Source organism: Natronomonas amylolytica, from assembly GCF_037031205.1.
Classification (GTDB): Archaea; Halobacteriota; Halobacteria; order Halobacteriales; family Haloarculaceae; genus Natronomonas; species Natronomonas amylolytica.
This window is the reverse complement of sequence record NZ_JAYEZM010000004.1, coordinates 301,168-321,880: the sequence shown is the minus strand read 5'-3', so window position 1 is coordinate 321,880 and position 20,713 is coordinate 301,168. Positions and strand designations below refer to the sequence as shown.

The 20,713-nt window shown below is 66.2% G+C and carries 20 protein-coding genes and 1 tRNA gene; 17 read left to right on the top strand and 4 right to left on the bottom strand.

Annotated elements, in window-relative coordinates:
• Positions 1–79 precede the first annotated feature (79 nt).
• From U5914_RS07375 to U5914_RS07340, 8 genes are all read left to right on the top strand, one after another.
• The gene (locus U5914_RS07375; RefSeq protein ID WP_336135107.1) at positions 80–1,483 is read left to right on the top strand and encodes a single-stranded DNA binding protein; all 1,404 of its coding nucleotides are present in this window, start codon (positions 80–82) and stop codon (positions 1,481–1,483) included.
• A 179-nt stretch (positions 1,484–1,662) separates the two neighbouring features.
• A complete protein-coding gene (locus tag U5914_RS07370) occupies positions 1,663–2,607 on the top strand; it encodes an alpha/beta hydrolase (protein WP_336135106.1) in 945 nt (314 codons plus the stop codon).
• Between the two features lie 134 nt (positions 2,608–2,741).
• Entirely contained in the window at positions 2,742–4,025 is a 1,284-nt protein-coding gene (locus tag U5914_RS07365) for an ABC transporter substrate-binding protein (RefSeq protein WP_336135105.1), read from the top strand.
• Positions 4,026–4,031: 6 nt separating this feature from the next.
• Positions 4,032–5,000 carry a branched-chain amino acid ABC transporter permease gene (locus U5914_RS07360; protein WP_336135104.1) on the top strand — a complete coding sequence of 323 codons (969 nt, stop codon included), beginning with the start codon at positions 4,032–4,034 and terminating at the stop codon, positions 4,998–5,000.
• A 1-nt stretch (position 5,001) separates the two neighbouring features.
• Entirely contained in the window at positions 5,002–6,216 is a 1,215-nt protein-coding gene (locus U5914_RS07355; RefSeq protein WP_336135103.1) for a branched-chain amino acid ABC transporter permease, read from the top strand.
• On the top strand, positions 6,209–7,027 hold the full coding sequence (locus tag U5914_RS07350) for an ABC transporter ATP-binding protein (protein ID WP_336135102.1): 819 nt from the start codon (positions 6,209–6,211) through the stop codon (positions 7,025–7,027). Before U5914_RS07355 ends, U5914_RS07350 begins: the two co-directional genes overlap by 8 nt.
• Positions 7,024–7,737, top strand: a complete 714-nt coding sequence (locus U5914_RS07345) for an ABC transporter ATP-binding protein (protein ID WP_336135101.1) — start codon at positions 7,024–7,026, stop codon at positions 7,735–7,737. Before U5914_RS07350 ends, U5914_RS07345 begins: the two co-directional genes overlap by 4 nt.
• A gap of 87 nt (positions 7,738–7,824) precedes the next feature.
• Positions 7,825–8,664 (top strand): proline dehydrogenase family protein, encoded by an 840-nt coding sequence (locus U5914_RS07340; protein ID WP_336135100.1) that lies wholly within the window; start codon positions 7,825–7,827, stop codon positions 8,662–8,664.
• Here the strand turns inward: U5914_RS07340 and U5914_RS07335 are convergent.
• Positions 8,651–9,382 (bottom strand): helix-turn-helix domain-containing protein, encoded by a 732-nt coding sequence (locus tag U5914_RS07335; RefSeq protein ID WP_336135099.1) that lies wholly within the window; start codon positions 9,380–9,382, stop codon positions 8,651–8,653. The genes U5914_RS07340 and U5914_RS07335 overlap by 14 nt on opposite strands.
• Positions 9,383–9,551: 169 nt before the next feature.
• Here U5914_RS07335 and U5914_RS07330 point away from each other — a divergent pair, with 169 nt between their 5' ends.
• The 4 genes from U5914_RS07330 to U5914_RS07315 all read left to right on the top strand — a co-directional run bounded on the left by U5914_RS07330 (position 9,552) and on the right by U5914_RS07315 (position 13,857).
• Positions 9,552–11,060 (top strand): aldehyde dehydrogenase family protein, encoded by a 1,509-nt coding sequence (locus U5914_RS07330; RefSeq protein ID WP_336135098.1) that lies wholly within the window; start codon positions 9,552–9,554, stop codon positions 11,058–11,060.
• A 181-nt stretch (positions 11,061–11,241) separates the two neighbouring features.
• Positions 11,242–12,225, top strand: a complete 984-nt coding sequence (locus tag U5914_RS07325) for a nucleoside recognition protein (protein ID WP_336135097.1) — start codon at positions 11,242–11,244, stop codon at positions 12,223–12,225.
• Between the two features lie 139 nt (positions 12,226–12,364).
• A complete protein-coding gene (locus U5914_RS07320) occupies positions 12,365–13,447 on the top strand; it encodes a THUMP domain-containing class I SAM-dependent RNA methyltransferase (RefSeq protein WP_336135096.1) in 1,083 nt (360 codons plus the stop codon).
• 200 nt (positions 13,448–13,647) lie between these two features.
• Complete coding sequence (locus U5914_RS07315) at positions 13,648–13,857, top strand: hypothetical protein (protein WP_336135095.1); 210 nt, start codon at positions 13,648–13,650, stop codon at positions 13,855–13,857.
• Between the two features lie 56 nt (positions 13,858–13,913).
• Here the strand turns inward: U5914_RS07315 and U5914_RS07310 are convergent, their stop codons facing one another.
• Positions 13,914–14,330, bottom strand: coding sequence for an RNA-binding domain-containing protein (locus tag U5914_RS07310; protein ID WP_336135094.1), 417 nt, complete (start codon positions 14,328–14,330; stop codon positions 13,914–13,916).
• Positions 14,327–14,866, bottom strand: coding sequence for an AAA family ATPase (locus tag U5914_RS07305; RefSeq protein ID WP_336135093.1), 540 nt, complete (start codon positions 14,864–14,866; stop codon positions 14,327–14,329). The genes U5914_RS07310 and U5914_RS07305 overlap by 4 nt, the downstream gene beginning before the upstream one ends.
• Positions 14,867–14,950: 84 nt before the next feature.
• On the opposite strand from U5914_RS07305, the gene U5914_RS07300 reads away from it, so the two are divergent.
• The 3 genes from U5914_RS07300 (at position 14,951) to U5914_RS07290 (ending at position 17,816) form a co-directional block, all read left to right on the top strand.
• Complete coding sequence (locus U5914_RS07300; protein WP_336135092.1) at positions 14,951–15,328, top strand: YccF domain-containing protein; 378 nt, start codon at positions 14,951–14,953, stop codon at positions 15,326–15,328.
• A 41-nt stretch (positions 15,329–15,369) separates the two neighbouring features.
• A tRNA-Arg gene (locus tag U5914_RS07295) sits at positions 15,370–15,444 on the top strand.
• Positions 15,445–15,605: 161 nt separating this feature from the next.
• Complete coding sequence (locus tag U5914_RS07290) at positions 15,606–17,816, top strand: LVIVD repeat-containing protein (protein WP_336135091.1); 2,211 nt, start codon at positions 15,606–15,608, stop codon at positions 17,814–17,816.
• Between the two features lie 34 nt (positions 17,817–17,850).
• Here U5914_RS07290 and U5914_RS07285 read toward each other — a convergent pair whose 3' ends face one another.
• Positions 17,851–18,942 (bottom strand): aminopeptidase, encoded by a 1,092-nt coding sequence (locus U5914_RS07285; RefSeq protein WP_336135090.1) that lies wholly within the window; start codon positions 18,940–18,942, stop codon positions 17,851–17,853.
• A gap of 108 nt (positions 18,943–19,050) precedes the next feature.
• Between U5914_RS07285 and U5914_RS07280 the strand changes: the two genes are divergently transcribed.
• Complete coding sequence (locus U5914_RS07280; RefSeq protein WP_336135089.1) at positions 19,051–19,350, top strand: DUF7562 family protein; 300 nt, start codon at positions 19,051–19,053, stop codon at positions 19,348–19,350.
• A 45-nt stretch (positions 19,351–19,395) separates the two neighbouring features.
• A complete protein-coding gene (locus U5914_RS07275) occupies positions 19,396–20,700 on the top strand; it encodes a ribonuclease catalytic domain-containing protein (RefSeq protein WP_336135088.1) in 1,305 nt (434 codons plus the stop codon).
• The last annotated feature ends 13 nt before the right edge of the window (positions 20,701–20,713 follow it).

Genomic DNA, 20,713 nt, shown 5'->3' with positions numbered 1-20,713 from the left:
ACCTGCTGGCAGCCGATTCGACCGCGTCGGGCCGACAACGACAACGCTTTTCGGGAGGCCGTGCTTGCCTTCCGTAGCAATGGGCGCTATCGAGGACATCTATGCGGACCTGGAGGCCGACGTCTCCGAAGAGGAGTTCCGCGAGGCCGTCGAGGCCAAGGTCGAACAGATGGGGGGATTGGCGGACGAGGAGACCGCCGCGATGCTCATCGCGCACGACCTCGACGGCGGCGAGGTCGACACCATCGCGGACATCGAGGCCGGACTCGAGGAGGTGAAGTTCCTCGGCAAGATCGTCAGCGTCGGCGAACTCAAGACGTTCGAACGCGACGGCGACGACGAGGACGGCCACGTCCTGAATCTCGAACTCGCCGACGAGTCCGGCACCATCCGGGCCGCGCTGTGGGACGACGACGCCGTCGCCGCCGAGGAGGAACTCGAACGCGGGCAGGTCATGCGCGTCAAGGGCCGCCCCAAGGACGGCTACAACGGCGTCGAGGTCAACGCCGACCGCGTCGAACCCGACGAGGAGGCCGACATCGATATCGACCTCGACGGCGAGTCGACCATCGACTCGCTGACGCTCGGCCAGTCGGACGTGAATCTCCGTGGCGTCGTCCTCGATACCGATTCCATCCGGACCTTCGACCGCGACGACGGCACCGAGGGTCGCGTCTCGAATCTCGCGTTGGGCGACGAGACCGGCCGCGTGCGCGTCACGTTATGGGACGACAAGGCCGACCTCGCCGAGGAACTCGACGCCGGCCAGAGCATCGAAATCATCGACGGCTACGTCCGCGAACGGGACGGCAACCTCGAACTCCACGTCGGCGACCGAAGCGAAATCGACGAACTCGACGAGGCCGTCGAGTTCGTCCCCGACGCCACCGACATCGGCTCCCTCGAACTGGACGAGACCGCCGACATCGCGGGCGTCGTCCGCTCGGCCGACCCCAAGCGCACCTTCGACCGCGACGACGGTTCGGAGGGACAGGTCCGCAACATCCGGGTGCAGGACCAGACCGGCGACATCCGGGTCGCGCTGTGGGGTGACAAGGCCGACATCGACCTCGGTCCCGGCGACGAGGTGTTCTGTGCCGACGTCGAGATTCAGGAGGGCTGGCAGGACGACCTCGAAGCCTCCGCCGGCTGGCAGTCGACGGTCACCGTCGTCGACGGCGCCGACCCCGACCGCGGCGGCGACTCCGCGGGGCTGGACCAGTTCGCCGACGGCTCGTCGCCCGCCAGTTCGGAGAGCGGCTCCGACGGCGGTTCGGGTTCCAGTGACAGCGACGGCGGCGCCACCGAAGTCGAAGAGGAAACGGTCACCGGCACCGTCGTCCAGCCCGGCGACCCCGTGATTCTGGATACCGGCGAGGAGACGGTCCACGTCGAAACCGACGCCGACGTGCATCTCGGCCAGGAGGTCACCGTCCGCGGCCACACCGACGACGACCGCTTCATCGCCGACGACGTGTTCTGAGGTGGGCGTCTTTCTCTGAGTCCGTCACTCGAAACTAACCAAATCGTTCCTGAAGGCCGGCTCAGCTCGATTTATAAGAGAACGAACTGCCAAACAGCGCTATGCCTCCACATCCACGAACTGCCAGCCGTTTCTGCGGGTGGGAATACGCTCAAGTGGTTTCCCGGGCACGACAGACCATGGCAGACGAGCCCCATCCCCAGTTGCAGCCGATTCTCGATTTGGTCGACGAGACGCCGAACTTCGAGGAGGTCGGCGTCGAAATGGCGCGCGAGCAGTTCGACGCGGTCGCGGATTTCACGCCGTCCCACGAGGTCTACGACGAGTACGACACGACGGTACAGGGTGCCGACGGCGAGTTGGACGCCCGCGTCTATCTCGCGGGCGAGGGCGAGCGGCCGGTCCTGGTGTACTTCCACGGCGGCGGGTTCGTCATCGGGGGACTGGACACCCACGACAACGTCTGTCAGAAACTGGCCGACGAGAGCGGCTGGAACGTGATATCGGTCGATTACCAGCTGGCGCCGGAGCATCCGTTCCCGGCGGCGCTGGAGGACGCCTACACGGCGACCGAATGGGTCGCGGAGAACCCGGACGTCGCGAACGGCGACGGGACGCTCGCGGTCGGCGGCGACAGCGCGGGCGCGAACCTCTCGACGGGCGTCTCGCTGATGGCCCGCGACGTCGAACGCGAGGTGACCAGCGACGACGTCGGGCCGGATATCGCCCATCAGGTGCTCTATTACCCGGTCTGTGGGTCGCCGTTCGAGGAGTATCCCAGTCGCGAGGAGAACGCCGAGGGGTACTTCCTCGAGCGCGAGACGATGGAGTGGTTCCAGGAGCAGTACGTCCAGTCGCCGGTCCACAACCGCAACGAGTACCTCGCGCCGCTTCTGGCCGACGACCTCTCGGGGCTGCCCTCGGCGACGGTCGTGACGGCCGGCTTCGACCCGCTGCGCGACGAAGGCATCGCCTACGCCGAGGCGCTGGAAGACGACGGCGTCGAGGTCCTCCACGCCCACTACGAGTCGATGATTCACGGCTTCGCCAGTTTCATCGGCATGGTCGACGCCGCCGACGACGCGATTCGGGCGGCCGTCTCCGGCCTCGAAGCGACCCAGTAATCGCACCCACTCGATTTATCGTCAGTTCGCTGACGCCCGGTTGCAGGCCATCTCCCGTCCGGACCCGGTGGTACCGACCATGGGAGGGCGCGGATTGACCCCGGTCGTTGTCCTACTGTACTCGTAGCTATACCATGAGAGAGGATACCACGAGCAGTACGACCCGACGGACCCTGTTGAAAGCCTCCGGTGCGGCCGGTCTCGCGGCGTTTGCAGGCTGTATCAGTCAGACTGGAAACGGCGACGGCAATGGCAACGGGAACGGAAACGGCAACGGTAACGGCAACGGCAGCGGGGACACGTCCCCCTACACCATCGGGATGGTCGATTCCCTGACGGGGTCGCTGTCCGCGTTCGGCGAGCGGAACCAGCGCGGGAAGGACCTCGCGCTCGCTCGCGTCAACGACATGGGTATCGGCGGTCGGGAACTCGAAATCACCGTCGAGGACGACGAATCCGAGAGTCAGGGCGGCGTCTCGGCCGCCCAGAAACTCGTCAATCAGGACGACGTCCCGTTCCTCATCGGCGCGGTCGGCTCCGGCGTCTCCTTGGCCATCTACGAGAGCGTCATCGAGGGCACCGACGTCGTCCAACTGAGCCAAAACTCCACGGGGCTCAATCTGACGGAGTTCCCCGGCCTGCTGCGGATGTCGCCGACCGGCCGCACCCAGTCGCTCGCGCTGTCGAACATCATCGCCGAGGACGGCTACGACGAGGTGGCTATCACCTACGTCAACAACGACTACGGCCAGAGCCTCACCGACGCCTTCGTCGACGCCTACGAGGGCGAGGTCGTCTACAACTCCCCGCACGACCAGGAACAGCAGTCCTACTCCAGTGTCATCTCCGAGATGAACGGCTCCGGGGCCGAGGCGTGGCTGTTCATCACCTATCAGGCGGAGTTCGCGACGATGGTCAACGAGGCCTACTCCAGCGGCTACGAGGCCCAGTATTACGGCGCCGACTCCGTCTCCGGCGACAACGTCATCGAGAACACCCCCGAGGGCAGCATGGACGGCATGAAAATCGTCGTCCCCTCCGCGCCCGTCGACCAGGAAAACTACCAGGAGTTCGCCAGCGCCTTCGAGGACGAATACGACCAGCAACCGACCGCGTGGGCCGCCTACGCCTACGACTGCGTCGTCAACGCGGCACTGGCGATTCAGGCCGCCGACGACTTCACCGGCGCCGCCCTGCAGGAGACCGTTCGCGAGGTCTCCCGCCCCGAGGGCGAGCAGGTGACCTCCTTCGAGGCCGCAAGCGAAATCCTCGCCGACGGCGGCGGTCCCAGTGACGTCGACTATCAGGGTGTCAGCGGTCCCATCGACTTCGACGAGAACGGCGACCCCGTCGGCTACCTGCAGATTCTGACAGTCGAGGACCACGACTACGAGGGCACCGGCTTCATCGAGTCCTAACCGCCAATGCCGCTTCTCGAATATCTGGCGAACGGCTTGGTGTTCAGCAGTATCATCGTTCTCGGGAGCATCGGCCTCTCGTTGATATACAGCATCGCGGATTTCGCGAACTTCGCCCACGGCGACACGATGACCGTCGGCGCGTACGCGGCGCTCGTCACCTTCGGCACCATCGGCGGGATAACCGCCGGCGTTCTGAGCCTCCCGCTCGGTTTCTTCGTCGCGCTGCTGGTCGGCATGCTCGTCGCCGTCGTCGTCGCGGTCGTCACCGACCGGCTCATCTACGACCCGCTGGACGTGGGCTCTATCGGGATGCTCATCACCTCCATCGGCGTCGCCTTCGTCTATCGCGCCGTCATCCAGATGGGTTTCGGCGCCGACTTCACCCGGTTCGACGTGCCGACGCTGCGACCCATCGAGTGGCTCGTCCCCTACGGGGTCCGCATCACCGAACACGACGTGGCCATCGTCATCACGGCGGCCGTCCTCGTCGTCGGCCTGCACCTGCTGTTGCAGCACACCGACCTCGGGCGGAAGATGCGCGCGATGGCGGACAACCCCGACCTCGCGCGGATCAGCGGCATCCGGACCGACCGCGTCAAACTCGTCGCGTGGGTCATCGGTGCCGGTCTCGCCGGTGCCGGCGGCGTCTTCCTCGGCCTGTTCAACCAGCTTGCGCCGCGGATGGGCTTCAACCTCCTGTTGATAATCTTCGCCGCGGTCATCCTCGGCGGTATCGGCTCCGTCTACGGCGCCGTCCTCGGCGGCTTCCTCATCGGCATGATAAACCAGCTGACACCGATTCTCTCTGATATCCGGCTTCTCACCGACTTCGGGGCATATATCCCGTACGTTCCCGACAGCGTCGGAATCACCATCGGCATCGAGTACGCCAACGCCATCGCGTTCGTCATCATGGTGGCCGTCCTGCTCGTGCGTCCGAACGGCATCGCCGGCGACGCGGAGGGGGCCTGAGATGAGTATCCGCTCCGCCCCCGGCGAGTTCTGGGAGGACCTGACGACGCCCGAACGGGGCGTCACCGTCTTCATCGCCTTCGCCGCGCTGTTGCTCTTGCTCAGCCTCGTCACCGGCCGGCTCGGCCCGACCTACTTCCTGTACGTCGTCGGCCTCGCCGGGATGTACGCCCTGCTGTCGTTCGGGCTGAACTCCCAGTGGGGCTTTACCGGTCTCATCAACTTCAGCGTCGCCGCCTTCTTCGGCGTCGGCGCCTACGGCGCGGCCCTCATGAGCGGTAACACGTCGCCGATAGCGGGCGATTACCTGCCCATCTTCGGCCTCGTCGTCGCGCTGATACTCGCGGCCGCGCTGGCCCTCCTCATCGGCGTGCCGACGCTGCGGCTCCGGGCGGACTACCTCGCTATCGCCTCGCTCGGCCTCGCCGAGGTCGTCCGCCTGCTCGTGTTGAACGAACGGCAGTGGACCAACGGGAGCGCCGGGGTTCGCGGTATCCCGAGTTTCTTCGAGGGCTGGCCGCTTCTGGAGACGTTCCCGAGCGCGATGCCCGGCCTCGAAATCGTCGTCATCCCCGGGACGCCCATCGTGCTTGATACCCCCTTCTGGAGTTCGCTGTTGAACGTCGCGTTCGTGTTGGCGCTTGCCGGCATCAGTTACGCCGTCCTCAAGCGCGCCCACCGCTCGCCGTGGGGCCGCGTCCTCCGGACGATTCGCTCCGACGAGGACCTCGCGCGGGCGCTGGGGAAAAACACCTACTCGTTCAAGATGCAGTCGTTCGTTCTCGGGAGCCTCATCATGGCGCTCGCGGGCGTCTTCTACGCGCATCTGAACCTCTACGTCAGCCCCGGCGACCTCGACCCCATCACGACCTTCTACGTCTGGGTCGCGGTCATCCTCGGCGGTAGCGGGTCGAACCGCGGCGCGCTGTTCGGCGGCATCATCGTCGTCGCCATCCGCGAGGGGACCCGGTTCCTCAACGAGATCGTGATTCCCGTCAGCGTCGCGCCGGTGGAGTATGCCCCGCTTCCGTTCGACGTCGCGCCGCTGCGCCTCCTGCTCATCGGCGTCATCATCATCCTCGTCATGCGGTTCCGACCGCAAGGCGTGTTGCCGCCACAGCGGGAACTCATCTGGCCGGAGTCGGTCGACGACGCCGCGCCACAGCGACCCGACTCCGGCGTTCGCGACACGAAGGCAGGTGAAGACAATGAGTGACTCCGAGTTCGACACCGACGCCGACGCATCGACCGCCGACGCGGCCGACAACGTCGTCTTGCGCGTCGAGGACCTCCAGAAGCGGTTCGGCGGCCTCGTCGCGACCGACCACGCGACCTTCTCGGTCGAGCGCGGCACCATCACCGGCCTCATCGGGCCGAACGGCGCCGGCAAGTCGACCATCTTCAACCTCATCTCGGGGTTCTACGAACCGGACGGCGGCACCGTCACCGTCAACGGGACCGACGTCACCGGCGCCGAACCCTACGAGGTGGCCGAACACGGCCTCATCCGCACCTTCCAGACGCCGCGGAAACTGGAGGGGATGACCGTCCGCGAGGCGATGCTCGTCGGCCCGCGAAACCAGCCCGGCGAGTCCTTCATCAAACTGTTCACCTCGCCCGGCGAAGTCGGCGAACACGAATCGAAGAACCTCGAAGACGCCGAGCGCATCCTCGAGGAGTTCGAAATCGACCACCTCGCGACCCAGCCCGCCACCGACATCTCCGGCGGGCAGATGAAACTCGTCGAGTTGGCGCGGGCGATGCTGGCCGAACCGGAAATCCTGCTGTTGGACGAACCGGTCGCCGGCGTCAACCCGACGCTCCGGAACAAACTCGCCGACCAGATTCGCCGCCTCAACGAGCAGGGCACCACGTTCCTGCTCATCGAACACGACATGGAGTTCGTCATGAAACTGGCCAACCCCGTCGTCGTCCTCGACCAGGGCAGCGTCCTCATGGAGGGGCCACCCCAGCGGGTCCAGTCGGACCCCCGTGTCATCGAGGCGTACCTCGGAGGTGGCACGTGAGCGCCGACCACGTGCTGTCGCTGTCCGAAGTCGACAGCGGCTACGGCGAAGTGCAGGTGCTGGACGACCTCACGCTCCATCTCGATGCGAACGAAATCGTCTGTCTCATCGGGCCGAACGGCGCCGGCAAGTCGACCGTCCTCAAGACGGCCTTCGGCATGCTGACGCCGTGGGAAGGGTCGGTCACCTACCACGGGGACGATATCGGCGGCATGGCGCCTGAGGACATCGTCCGCGAGGGCATCGGCTACGTCCCACAGACCGACAACGTGTTCGGCTCGCTCACCATCGACGAGAACCTGCGGATGGGCGGCGTCGCCCGCAAGGACGGCCTCGAATCGGTCATGAGCGACCTCTACGACCGGTTCGGCATCCTCCGCGAGAAGAAGACCGCCAAGGCCCGGACGCTCTCCGGCGGCCAGCGACAGGTGCTGGCATTCGCCCGCGCGCTCGTGATGGAACCCGACGTGTTGCTCATCGACGAGCCGTCGGCCGGCCTCGCGCCCAACACAGCCGACGAGGTCTTCGAGGACGTCCAGGCGGTCAACGACATGGATACGGCCATCCTCATGGTCGAGCAGAACGCGACCAAGGGACTCGGCATCTCCGACCGCGGCTACGTGCTGGACCAGGGGACCGTCCGGTTCGAGGGCACCGCCGACGACCTCCTCGATAACGAGGAGGTCTCACAGCTGTATCTGGGCGGCTGACCCCCTTCGACCGGCGTTCCGGCTGTCCCTTTCGGCTTCGACCATGGTCGGGTTGGTGTTGAGGCCGCTGGCCGACCGATTACGAATATGCTCCCACCCATCGCTAGCAACTTCGTCGCCGGCGAGGACGCCGCGACGGCTATCGACCACGTCAGGGACTGCAACGACGACGGTGTCTCGGCCATTCTCAACCTGCTCGGCGAACACTACGACAGGCGCGCGCCGGCCGACGCGGACGCTCGCGCGTACATGGACCTCATCCGCGATATCGACGCTGCCGGTGTCGACGCCTGCGTCTCGGTCAAGCCCTCGCAAATCGGCCTCGACGTCGGCGACGACGCCTTCCGCGAGAACCTCGCGAGCATCGTCGAGGTCGGACAGGAACACGACTGTTTCGTCTGGGTCGACATGGAAGACCACACGACGACGGACGTGACCCTCGACGCCTTCGAGGAACACGCCCGCGAAACCGACGGCGACGTCGGGGTCTGCATCCAGGCGAACCTCAAACGCACCGCCGAGGACATCGAGCGGCTGGCCAAACTCCCCGGCAAGGTCCGCTTGGTCAAGGGCGCCTACGACGAGCCGAAATCGGTCGCCCACAAGGGAAGCGAGGACGTCGACACCGCCTACCGCGACCTGCTGGAGTACGCCTTCGAGGAGTTCGAGGACGGCGTCGCCGTCGGCAGCCACGACCCCGCGATGCTCGACTACGCCGCCGACCTCAACGAGGAGTACGGCACCCCCTACGAGGTACAGATGCTGATGGGCGTTCGCGAGTCCGCCCAGCGTGAACTCGCCGCCGACGGCGTGCCGACCTACCAGTACGTCCCCTACGGCAACAAGTGGTTCTCCTACTTCTACCGGCGGATTCGGGAGCGAAAATCGAACGCGCTGTTCGCGCTGCGTGCGGTTATCGGTCGCTAGCCGGGTCGAGCAGTTTCGCTTCGGCCTTCCGCAGGTGTTCGAGCAGCGTCGTCTTCGAGACATCGAGTTCGTCGGCGAGGTCGCGGGTCGAACAGCCGCGGGGCCACTCGTAGTAGCCCATCTCGCGTGCAAGGTCGAAGACCTTTCGCTGGGTGGGCGTCAGGGCATCGAGGCGGCGGTTGCGTTCCCGGTGGCCGTTTTCGCTAGCGGAGGCGATGCGCTCGATGGTGACCTCCGCTCCCGCGTCCTCGCGGACCCCGTCGAGGGCCGGCTGGATGTCGCCGCGCTCGCCGGCGAAACTCACCTGCCAGTACTCGCGGCCGTCTTCGATGCGGACCGGCTGGCTGTGGACGAAGCCGTGTTCGAGCAACACCGGACAGACCATGTCCGCGGGGTCGTATTCGAGGAAGAACTCCCGGACGACGTTGCCCGGCGCGGCGTGGCCGGTGCCGAACCGCTCCTGCAGTTCGAGCAACTCGCCGCTGTGTGGCGAGTCCTCGATGGTCGACAGCAGTTCCTCGATTTCCTCGTTGCTGTCGGCGAAGGCGGTGAACAGCCCGTTGACCGAATCCCGTTCGATGTCCGCCTTCGGCGTATTATAAATCGCGTGTGCCAGCACGCCGCCCGGTACCTCCGACGTCGACTCGCAGGCCCAGCAGTTCGGATGCCACAGATCGAGCGTGAGCCGTGTTCCAGACCCGGGCTGTGCGTCACTCATTGTACGGTATTGGGTGTCCGTGGCTATGACGTTGCCGGCGCCTGTAACCGCGGCCGACCATGGTCGGGTGATGCGACGTTTCGGCTGTTTCCGGCGCGCTGGACCCCGGTCGAGGCCACCCGTCCATGGGCGGGATGGGATACTGGGTCTCCCGGGATAACGAGAACGTATGGAGTCACACGCACACTACATCGGCGGCGAGTGGGTATCCGGCGAGGAGACCTTCGAGAGCACGAACCCGGCGACCGGCGAGTCGCTCGGGGAGTTCCCGAAGGGCACCGAAGCGGACGTGGCAGCGGCGGTCGACGCCGCCGACGAGGCCTTCGAGGAGTGGCGCGAACTGTCCTATCCGGACCGCGCCGAGCACCTCTGGGACGTCTACGAGGAACTGAAGGCTCGCACCGACGAGCTCGGCGAACTCGTCACCCGCGAGTGCGGCAAGGAGATATCGGAGGGCAAAGCCGACATCGTCGAGGCCGCCCACATGGTCGAGTGGGCCGCCGGCAACGGCCGCCACCCCCACGGCGACGTGGTCCCCTCCGAGATTCCGAGCAAGGACGCCTATATGCGACGGAAACCCCGCGGTGTCGTCGGCTGTATCACGCCGTGGAACTTCCCCATCGCCATCCCCTTCTGGCATATGGCGGTCGCGCTCGTGGAGGGCAACACCGTCGTCTGGAAGCCCGCCGAACAGACGCCCAAATGCGCCCACGCCATCGCGGAACTGATGGTCGACGCCGGGATTCCCGAGGGCGTCTTCAACATGGTTCAGGGCTTCGGCGACGCCGGCGCCGCAATCGTCGACAGCGATATCGAGACGGTCCTGTTCACGGGAAGCGCCGAGGTCGGCCATTCCATCGCGGACAAGGTCGGCGGTACGCCCGGTAAACTCGCCGCATGCGAGATGGGTGGCAAGAACGCCGTGCTGGTCACCGACGAGGCGGACCTCGACCTCGCGGTGCCCGCCGCGACGCTTTCCAGTTTCAAGACGACGGGCCAGCGCTGTGTCTCCAGCGAGCGCATCATCGTCCACACCGACGTCTACGAGGAGTTCAAAGAGCGGTTCGTCGCCGCCGCCGAGACGGTGGCTGTCGGCGACCCCCTCGACGAGGGCACCTTCATGGGCCCGGCCATCGAGGCCGAACATGTCGAGAAGATACAGCGATACAACGACCTCGCCCGCGAGGAGGGCGTGAACGTCCTCGTCGACCGCACGGAACTCCCCGCCGACGAGATTCCCGACGGCCACGAGGAGGGCCACTGGGTCGGGCCGTTCGTCTACGAGACGGAGTACGACCCGGGCCTCCGCTGTCTCCACGAGGAGGTCTTCGGCCCCCACGTCGCCCTCATCGAGTACGAGGGCGACATCGAGCGCGGCGTCGAACTCCAGAACGCGACGCCGTACGGCCTCGCCGGCTCCATCATCAGCGAGGACTACCGGCAGATAAACTACTACCGCGACCACGCGGACCTCGGCCTCGCCTACGGCAACCTGCCGTGTATCGGCGCGGAGGTCCAGTTGCCGTTCGGCGGCGTCAAGAAATCGGGTAACGGCTACCCCTCCGCCCGCGAGGTCATTGAGGCCGTCACCGAACGCACGGCGTGGACGCTGAACAACTCCAAGGACATCGAGATGGCGCAGGGTCTCTCGGCGGACATCAAGACCGAGGACGACTGATGGCCGTCTCGACGGCGGTCGCGGCCTGTCTCCGGTGTGGCGCGCCGACGGCGCTGGTCGCCGGCAACCGCTACTGTGAGGACTGTGGCTGGCGGGAATGCGCCGGCGCTGACTGACCCGCGGGCCGGCGTTCGACCGGAAACGCAACCGTTTCCTCGCCCCGGCCCCTGTTTCGCGTCGAATGGACCCCTCGCTCGGGAGCCTGCTCGTCGGCGAGGTGCTGCCCCGAATCCTGGGTATCGCCCTCGCCATCGCGGGCGGCGTCGCCTTCGCCAACGTCCTCGTCGCCTTCGGCGCCATCCGGTACATCGCGGCGCTGTCGAAGCCGCTGACGCGGCCGGCGAACCTCCCCGACGAGGTCGGCAGCGCCATCCTGACGACCGCGGCCTCCACGACGGCCGGCTACGGCATGCTCGCCGAATACCGGGATTCCGGCCTGCTCGACGACCGAGCGACGCTGGTCGCCGTCACCATCAACACCTTCTTCGGCTTCGTCCAGCACATCTTCACCTTCTACGCGCCGGTGCTCATCCCGATTCTCGGCCTCCGGGTCGGCCTGCTGTACGTCGGCGCGCGGGCGGGCGTCTCGCTGGCCATCACGGTCACGGGCGTCCTCGCCGGTGCGGTGTTGCTCTCCGACCGGAACGTGGACCCGGATGCGGTCGTCGAGTCCGACCCCACGGCCCGCCCCGACGGTGGCGACGCGGAGACCGCCGCGGAGAAAATACGAGGGGCGGTCCGGTCGGCCCTCGAAAAGACGTGGGAAATCCTCCCCCGGCTGGCGGTCGTCTACACGCTCGTCGTCGTGGCGACGACTTACTACGACATCCAGTCGATGACCGGCGGCGCCGCCGACCCCCTCCAGAGCCTGACGGGGCTGCCCGCCGCGGCGGTGCCCGTCATCGTCGTCTACGCCTTCGATACGACGAGCGGCGCGCTGACGCTCGCGCCGCTCATCGAGGACGGCGTCTTCACCGCCCGGACGGCCGTCGCGACGATGCTCGTCGGCGGCATCGTCTCCTTTACCGTCTCGACGTTCAAGCGGTCGATTCCCTTCCAGTTCGGCATCTGGGGCGCCGAGTTCGGCGCGAAGGTGGTCGTCGTGAACACCACGCTGAAGATTCTCTGGATTGCCGTCGCGCTGGTGCTGTTGTTGGCGGTGTAGCGAGGGTCTCGTTCCCTACGGTCGCGGTTCACTTCGTTCGCCGCTCCCATTCGAGGGTCTCACTCTGTTCGACCCTCGCAGTCGCTCCGACCCTCGCACGCCACGCTACCCTTTTCCTCCCACCCCTACAACCGAAGGTGTGTACCTTCTGGCGACGACGAACGGCGGACTGGAGTCGGTGACGGCCGGCGAACTCGACGAACTGGTCGGCGCCGACGCCGAGCGCCACCACCGCGGCGTCGTGGAGTTCGAGGCCGACCGAGAGGCGGTCTACGACCTTCACTACCGCTCGCGGACCTGCCACCGGTTCATGGAGGTGCTGGTCGACGCGTCCATCGACGACCTCGAAGACGTCTACGACCGCACCCGTGAGGTCGATATCGCCGCCCACCTGCCCTTCGAGGATTTCGGCGTCGTCAGCACCCGCCACGGCCACCACGACTTTACGAGCATGGACGTCTCCGAGCGGGTCGGACAGGCTGTCATCGACGGCTATCGCGAGGCGACCGGCGAGCGCCTGCCGGTCGACCTCGACGACCCGACGGTTCGACTGGAGGCCTACTGCTACGACGACCGATTCACGCTCGCGGTGGACCTGACGGGCCGGTCGCTACACAAACGCCCGTATCGGGTCTGCGAACACGAGTCGCCGATTCGGCCGACGATGGCCTACTCGATGCTCCGCATCGCCGGCTATGCGGCCGAGGACAGCCTCGTCGACCCGATGGCCGGGTCGGGGACCATCCCTATCGAGGCCGCGCTGGCGGCGACCGACCGGCCGCCGTGTCCGGACCACGACCCGGCATTCGGCGTCCTCCCGCGATACGACGCCGAGGCCTTCGCCGAGCGCCGGGCCGCCCACGAACCCCAGTCGCCGTCGCTGAATATCGAGGCCCGCGACCGCCGCGAGGAATGGCTCGACTGCGCGCGGAAGAACCGGGATGCTGGGGGCCTCGCCGACGAAATTGCTATCGTCGAGGCCGACGCTCGCGAGGCGACGCTGGATGCTGATTGCGTCGTCACGAACCTGCCGTTCGGCGTCCGCGTCGACGAGGATTTGCGGAACCTCTATGCGGCCTTCGCCGACCGACTCGTCGAGGGGTCGGTCGACCGTGCCGTCGCGCTCACGACGAAACCGGAGTTCCTGCCGTTGGAGCCCGTCGAACGCTACGATATCCCTTACGGTCGGCTCGACGCCGTTATCGTGGTCTACGAACCGTGAGGTTCGTTACCGGGGGTTTGTGGACGACTGTCAGCAACGATTGCCGCGCGTCGGTATCTTTATGAACAACCGTGTAGTATAACGAAAGTACATGCGAGACAATCGTCGCACACGAGGTTCGCTTCTTGCCGTCGTAGGTGTACATCCCTGATTCTGTCCGCCCGACCGCACCGACGACGACCACACGACCCACCGAACCAATGAGCACCGAACCTTCCACGACCCCTGACCCGCAGTTGACCGACGCCCCGACAACCGAGATCAGCACCCGCGGTACCGACCCGTGGGCCACCGAGGAAACCAACGAAGCCGCCGATATCACCTCGGCGAAGGCCCCCCAGCAGTTCGACCCGCTTTCGCTCGCCCGGATGCGCAACCTCATGGACGACGACAACGCCTACTGCCGCTAGAACGAGCCGCCTGCTTTCTTGCGCTTCTGTCCCGCCCTGCCCAGAGGCCGGTCGGTCTACCGCCGGTCGGAATCGACCGGTCGCCCTTCCTCGGTCGGCGGCGCGATGTGGTCGATGAACGTCTCGGCGTCTGGGTCGGTCACTTTCACGCGGACGTGGATGTCGCCCAACTCGCTGGCGTTGCCGACGGCGAAGTTGATGACGTCCTGGAAGGCCGCCTGCTTTTTCAGGTCGAAACTGAACGTCTCGCCCTCCAGATTCGCGAAGAACTGCCCGCGGGCGGTGTCGAGAATCGCCTGCTCGTGGAGGCGCTCCGAGAAGTGGTCCATCGTGTGGCACGTCGCCAGCAACTCGCCCGGGTGCGATTCGATGTTGGCCTCCGGGAAGAGGTTCCGGATGGCGTCGGCCACCCGGTCGCTTACCTCCGTATCCTGTACCGGCGCGGTGATCTGAACGTCGGCGCTGTAAATCATTGGTCGAGTAACTCCTTGGCTCGCTCGCGGAACTCCTCGAGGGTGCCCGTATTGTCTATCGTCACGTCCGCGCGTGCCAGCGCCTCGTCGAGACCGAAACTCAACTCGCGCTCGTCGCGGGCTTCGAGGCTCTCGCCGTCCTCGCCGACCTTGTCGCGGCCGCGGTCGTTGATTCGCTCCCTGCGCACCTCGAAGGGCGCCTCGATGCTGACCAGCGTGAAGTCGTCGCCGAACCGCTTCTCGAAGGCGTCGACCTCGACGCCCGAGCGGATGCCGTCGACGACGACGGTGTCGCTGTTCTCCAGCGCCGCCTCGATGTGCGGCAGCGACTCCTCGGCGATAGCGGCGGGGCCGTTTTCCTGCCGCAGTTTCTGGGCGATTTCGCCGTGATGCTCGGCGGGGTCCAGCCCGCGTTCGCGGCACTCCGCCCGGATGACGTCGCCCATCGTGACGACCGGGACGCCAAGCTCCTCGGCGACGTTGGCGAACTCGCCTTTGCCGCTGCCGGCCAGCCCGACGGTTCCGATGACCTGCATTCGTCCGTCCGTAGTCCGAGCGGCCGTTTAACCGCTTTGCTCGCCGGCCGCCAACCTCATCCCCGCCGGGACGCTACCGACCACATGGCACAACGCTCCCTCCTCACCCGCGGGCTGTGGTTCGTCTTCGTCGGCTGGTGGCTCACGCCTATCCTCGTCAACGCCGCGTGGCTACTGGGTCTCACGGTCGTCCTCCTGCCCGTCTCGGTCAAACTCATCAACCTCGTTCCCACGGCGCTGACGCTGAAACAGCCCGAATCGACCATCGACCCCGAGGCCGGCCGCGGCCAGCACAGCCTCGTGGTTAGGGCCGTCTACTTCGTCCTCGTCGGCTGGTGGGCGAGTTTCGTCTGGGCCAACGTCGCCAACGTCCTCGCTATCACCGTCATCGGCCTGCCTGTGGCCATCTGGATGCTGCATCGCCTGCCGTTCGTGCTGTCCCTGTACCGCTACAACGGCTAACCCGTACGGCTTTTTAGGGAACCGTCCCTTTTCGCATCCGAGGGCGCGTAGCTCAGTCCGGATAGAGCGTCGGACTTCTAATCCGACGGCCGTGGGTTCAAATCCCATCGCGCCCGTACGCAGCCACTTTTTAAATGGCCGCTCGCCAGCGGCGACGACTGCCGAATGAACTCTTCTGTACCCTCTTGGACGGTATCTCGCTCGTTTCGAGCCGACCTTTGGACGGGTTTGCCAGAAGCCTTCAAAGGGAGTACAGATATGGCTGGGACAGAGAGTCATGCTCCCCAAACCGAACATCGACATCGGTGAGAAGACCCGACGTGCGGTACTGAAGGCCGCGGGTGCGGCCCTCGGCGTTGCGTCCATCGGGACGGCGTCGGGCCATCCCGGTTCCATCACGGGCGAGAACAACAAGTTCTACGGCGGCACCGACGGCTACCTCGGCGACAACGTCGCCGACGCCTCGTCGGACGACGTCAGCCTCGTCGGCTATCACAGCGGCGGCGGCGTCGGCCCGGCGAGTTTCTCGGGCCGACCCGAGGACGCTCACAGGGGCGCTTTCTCGGAGTTTCGCATCCACGACGACCTTGCGTTCGCGAGCGTCTTCTCGGCCCGCGGCGACGACTCCCAGCGCGGCGTCGCCATCTTCGATATCAGCGATTACACTCGTGCGGAGGGGCCGGAGGACCTCGAAACCGCCGAAATCGGGCTGCTGTCGTTCGTCCGCAACGACAACAGCCAGTCGGCCTGCATGGACGTGAAGGTCAGCGACGACGGCGACTACGTCTTCGTCTGCAAGCAGGCGGTCACGGCGCTGTTCGGCGAGGCACAGGGCGCCGAGCCGAACGCGGACAACCACGGTAACACCGCCGGTGCCGGGTCGCTGGTCGCCGTCGACGTCTCGGACCCGGGCAACCCCGAGGTGACCGACGAGGAGTCGCTGAGCCACTGGTCGGTCGGCCCGCACAACGGCTGGTACCACCAGATAGGCGGCGAGGAGTACGTCTTCACCGTCCACGGCACCTCCGGCGCGGCGAGTGCGGTCAACACCTTCCGGTTCGACCGTGCGAGCGGCCAACTCCAGCAGGTCAACGCGTGGTCGTGGGACACCGACCTCTCGCAGGGCGAGTACGGCGCCGACAGCAACCAGTGGTATCACCACGACATCAACGTGCAGGAGGACCCGAGGACGGGTCGCCCGCTGGCGTACCTCCACTGCTGGGACGCCGGCCTACGCATCTTCGACGTTTCGGACCCGCTGGACGTCCGAGAGGTCGGCGTCTTCGAGCAGTACGGCGCCCACCACGCCGTCCCCGCACCCACGCTGGTCGACGGCAAGCGCGTCGCCGTCACCGGCCACGAGAACCCCGACTCGGCGTACCACCCACACATCGACGGCCACGAGACGGGCCGGTACACCCTCGTGGACTGTGACCCCCTCGACGAGGCACTGGACCCCGAATCCGATGTCGACCGAGTCTATCTCGGCTGTGCCAGTTCCGTCCGACAACACGGCCAACACGAACCTCTCGGGCGCGTGCCCTATCGGATGTACGATGCGCCGGACGACCCGACGGTGAAGACACTTCGCGACAGGGAAGAACTCGACTACTGGGCGCTCATCGAGGACGGCGAGGGCTGGGGGCAGGCTCCCGGGTTCGACACGGAGGAAGAGCGAGCCGATGACGGCGAAGCCCCCGGCAAGTTCCAGGAGAACGGCTTCGCCGACTTCCGCGTCTCGGCCCACAACATCGACATGGACACGCGGGGGAACCTCTATGCCGGCCACTACCACGCCGGCGCCCGGTTCCTCGATGCGACCGACGGCACGATAGACGAGGCCGGCTACTTCCGAGAGGGCAAGGAGATTCCCGAGGACCGCGCGATGGCCTACGACACGCCCGAGCAGTCACCCGTCGCCATCGACGGCCTGACTGCCTCGACGCCGTTCTTCTGGAACGCCGTCGAGCGCAACGGCGTCGTCTTCGCCGGTGGTATCAACTCCGGTCCGCACGCGATGTACAGGGACGGTACGCCCGTCGGCAGCGACACGCCCGTCGACGTCTCCATCGAGCGAACCCACGACTCCTCGGTCGTCACGGCGGGCCAGACCCACCGCGTGACCATCACCGCCGACAGCGACGAGGACGTCGTCGTCCGCGATGCGGTGCCGGCCGCGTGGAACGTCTCCGAGTTCTCGCCGGACCTCGTCGGCAAACACGAAATCGACGGCTACCGCACCATCGTCGAACTCGAACTCACAGACGGCGAGGCGACCTACGTCGTCGAAGCGCCCGACGGAACAGCACCCGGAAACAGCGGCAGTTACACCTTCGGCCCCGTTGAGTACGCTCGCGCCGACGGGAGCGGCAACGCCGTCGTCGACAGCGACTTCGGCGGCGGCAACTCGACGACCAACCGCCTGTGGCGCAAGGAGAACGGCGCCGTCACGTCGGTCAACGTCGTCGGCATCGACACGGCGTTCTGACCCGCCGCCTCTTATAAATAGGGTTCCCGTCGTCCTATCCCTCGAACCCGTCCTCGAAGCGGAAGGCCCCGTCCCGCTGGACGATGTCGCCGTCGACCTCGATGAACGAATCCTCGCTCATGTCGACGATCATGTCGAGGTGGACCGCCGACTGGTTGGCCTCGCGGTCCTCGCCGACGCACTCGTCGTAGGCGCGGCCGATGGCCATGTGGACGGTATCGCCCATCTTCTCGTCGAAGAGCATGTTGTAGGTAAAGCGGTCGATGTCGCGGTTCATCCCGATGCCGAGTTCGCCGAGGCGGCGGGCGCCCGCGTCGGTGTCGAGTACCTCGGTCAGCAGGTCCTCGTTCTGGTCGGCGCTGTGTTCGACGACTTCGCCCGCCTCGAAGACGAGGTGGGCGCCCGTGATTTCGCGGCCCTGATGGTAGAGCGGTTTGTCGAACAGCACCTCGCCCTCGACGCTGTCGACGACCGGCGCGGTGAAGACCTCGCCGCCGGGGAGGTTGTGCTCGGCGTAGTCGTTGATGGTCTTCATGCCGTCGACCGACATCGTCACGTCGGTGGTGTCGCCGCTTTTGATGCGTACCTCGCTTGCGGGGTCGAGGATGTCGATCATCCGGGCCTGATGCTCCCGCTGAGCGTCCCAGTCCTTGTTGACGGCGTCGTAGACGAAGTTCTCGTAGCCCTCGGTGCTCATGCCCGCGAGTTGGGCGTGGCCCTGCGTCGGGTACTGGGTGAGACACCACTGCTTCGAGAGGGTGGCCTCCTGAACGGGGCGGCGCGCCTTCGTGTGGGCCGCCTGCGTTTCGGGTGCGACGTCGCTTTGCTCGGTCGCGTTGCCCTCCCCGCGCACGCGGATGACGACATCGCTTTCCTCGTAGAGGGCCTTCGCGTGCGTGGGCGTCTCGATATCCTCGTCGTCGATGGCCCGCAGGTAGGCGCGACCGGCGCGGGCGTTGCTGGCGACGTGGAAGGGCGACGCGCCGCGGTCGCCGACGACCTCGTGGAGGGCGACGGCGAGGTCCTCGGCGGCCGGCGGCGTGCTGATGACGACGTTGTCCCCCTGTTCCACCCCGGTCGAGTGGTCCACGATGATCTCTGCGTGTTCTCGGATTCGCGGGTCCATACCCGGGTCCACGGTTCGCGCCCCTATATGCTTTTAAATACAGGCGTTCTCGTGAGGGCGTCCCGCCCGTCAGATAACGCTAAGTGCTGGCCCGTGCTACTCCGAGGCATGTGGCAACGGGGAGACCGGACCGAGGTGACCTGCATCGCCTGCGGCGAGACCGTCCCCCGGTCGAAGGCCCGCGAGTACGACAAGCACGGCGACCGCTGGGACCGCGAGGACAAGGAGTTCGAACACCTCTGTAAACCCTGCTATCGGATGCTCTGTCACCAGCCGCGGAAGGGACTGGAGACGCTGCTGGCGGAGGCGGGCGCGGGCGACGTGCCCCAGTCGGAGTTCCTCAGGCGGTTCAGCGAGGCGGTCGACGCCGAGGCCGACAGCGAGAACGAGCGCGGCCCCCAGCAGTAGCCGTCGCACACAACTCCTAACTACTCCTCGCTACTACCTGCCGGTATGACTGACTCCGACGAACAGGCGTATGCCGGCACTGCGGAGGGGCAAGGCCCCGTCGTCATCGACGAGGAACTCGCCCGGCACCTCGAAAACAAGCGGGAGGAACTCTTCGAGGAGTTCGAAATCCGCGACGAATTCCCGCGGGAAGTCCTCGAAGAGGCCGAGGAGGTCGCCAGCGACCCCGAAGGCGACATCGAGACGGAACTCGACGAGCGCAAGGACCTCCGGGACCTGACGACGTGGACGACCGACCCTGCCGACGCGCAGGACTTCGACGACGCCATCTCCATCGAACGCACCGAGGAGGGCTACCGCCTCTGGGTCCACATCGCCGACGTCACCCACTACGTCAACCCCGAGACGGCGATGTGGGAGGAAGCCCAGAAGCGCGGCAACACTGTCTACCTGCCCGGGTACACGATTCACATGCTCCCGCCCATCCTCGCCGAGACGGTGTGTTCCCTCGTGCCCAACGAGGACCGTCTGGCCCACACCGTCGAGATGCACATCAACGGCGAGACGCTCTCCCACGAGTCCATCGACATTTATAAATCGGTCATCCACTCCGACGCTCGCCAGACCTACAACGACTGCGAGGAGCGACTCGACGACCCGGACGCGCCCCTTCACAAGGAGAACCAACTCGCCTACGAACTCGCCGAGAAACTCCACGAACAGCGGAAGGAGGACGGCTCGCTCGTCCTCAACCCCAAGCGGGACCGCGCCCACACCATCATCGAGGAGTGCATGCTGAAGGCGAACAAGGCCGTCACCCACACCCTCCAGTGGGACCGCGGCCTCGAAGCCATGTTCCGTGTCCACCCCCAGCCGACCCCCGACGAGTGGGACGAAGCCCTCCGCGAGATTCAGGACCTCGAAGGCGTCTCGATTCCCGGCAGCGCGTGGGACGACCCCCGCAAGGCCGTCAACGCCACCCTCGAAGAGGCGCCCGGCCGCCAACTCGACAAGATTCAGTGGGCCGTGATGAAGGTCATGCCGCGGGCGAAGTACATGTCCGACCCCTTCGGCGGCCACCACGCGCTGAACTTCGAAATATACGGCCACTTCACCTCGCCCATTCGCCGACTCTCCGACCTCGTCAACCACTGGATCATCTACACCAACGAGGTGCCCGAGGGCATCGCGGACCTCTGTGACCACGCCAGCGACAAGCAGAAGGACGGCGAAACCTGCGAGCGCATTTATAAGGACTTCCTCGAGGAGGTCGGCCTCGACGCTCACGCCATCAACAACCGCGGGCTCGAAGTCGTCGAGGACCCCGAAGAAGCCGACTACACGGCCTGAAAAGCGGCAAGCC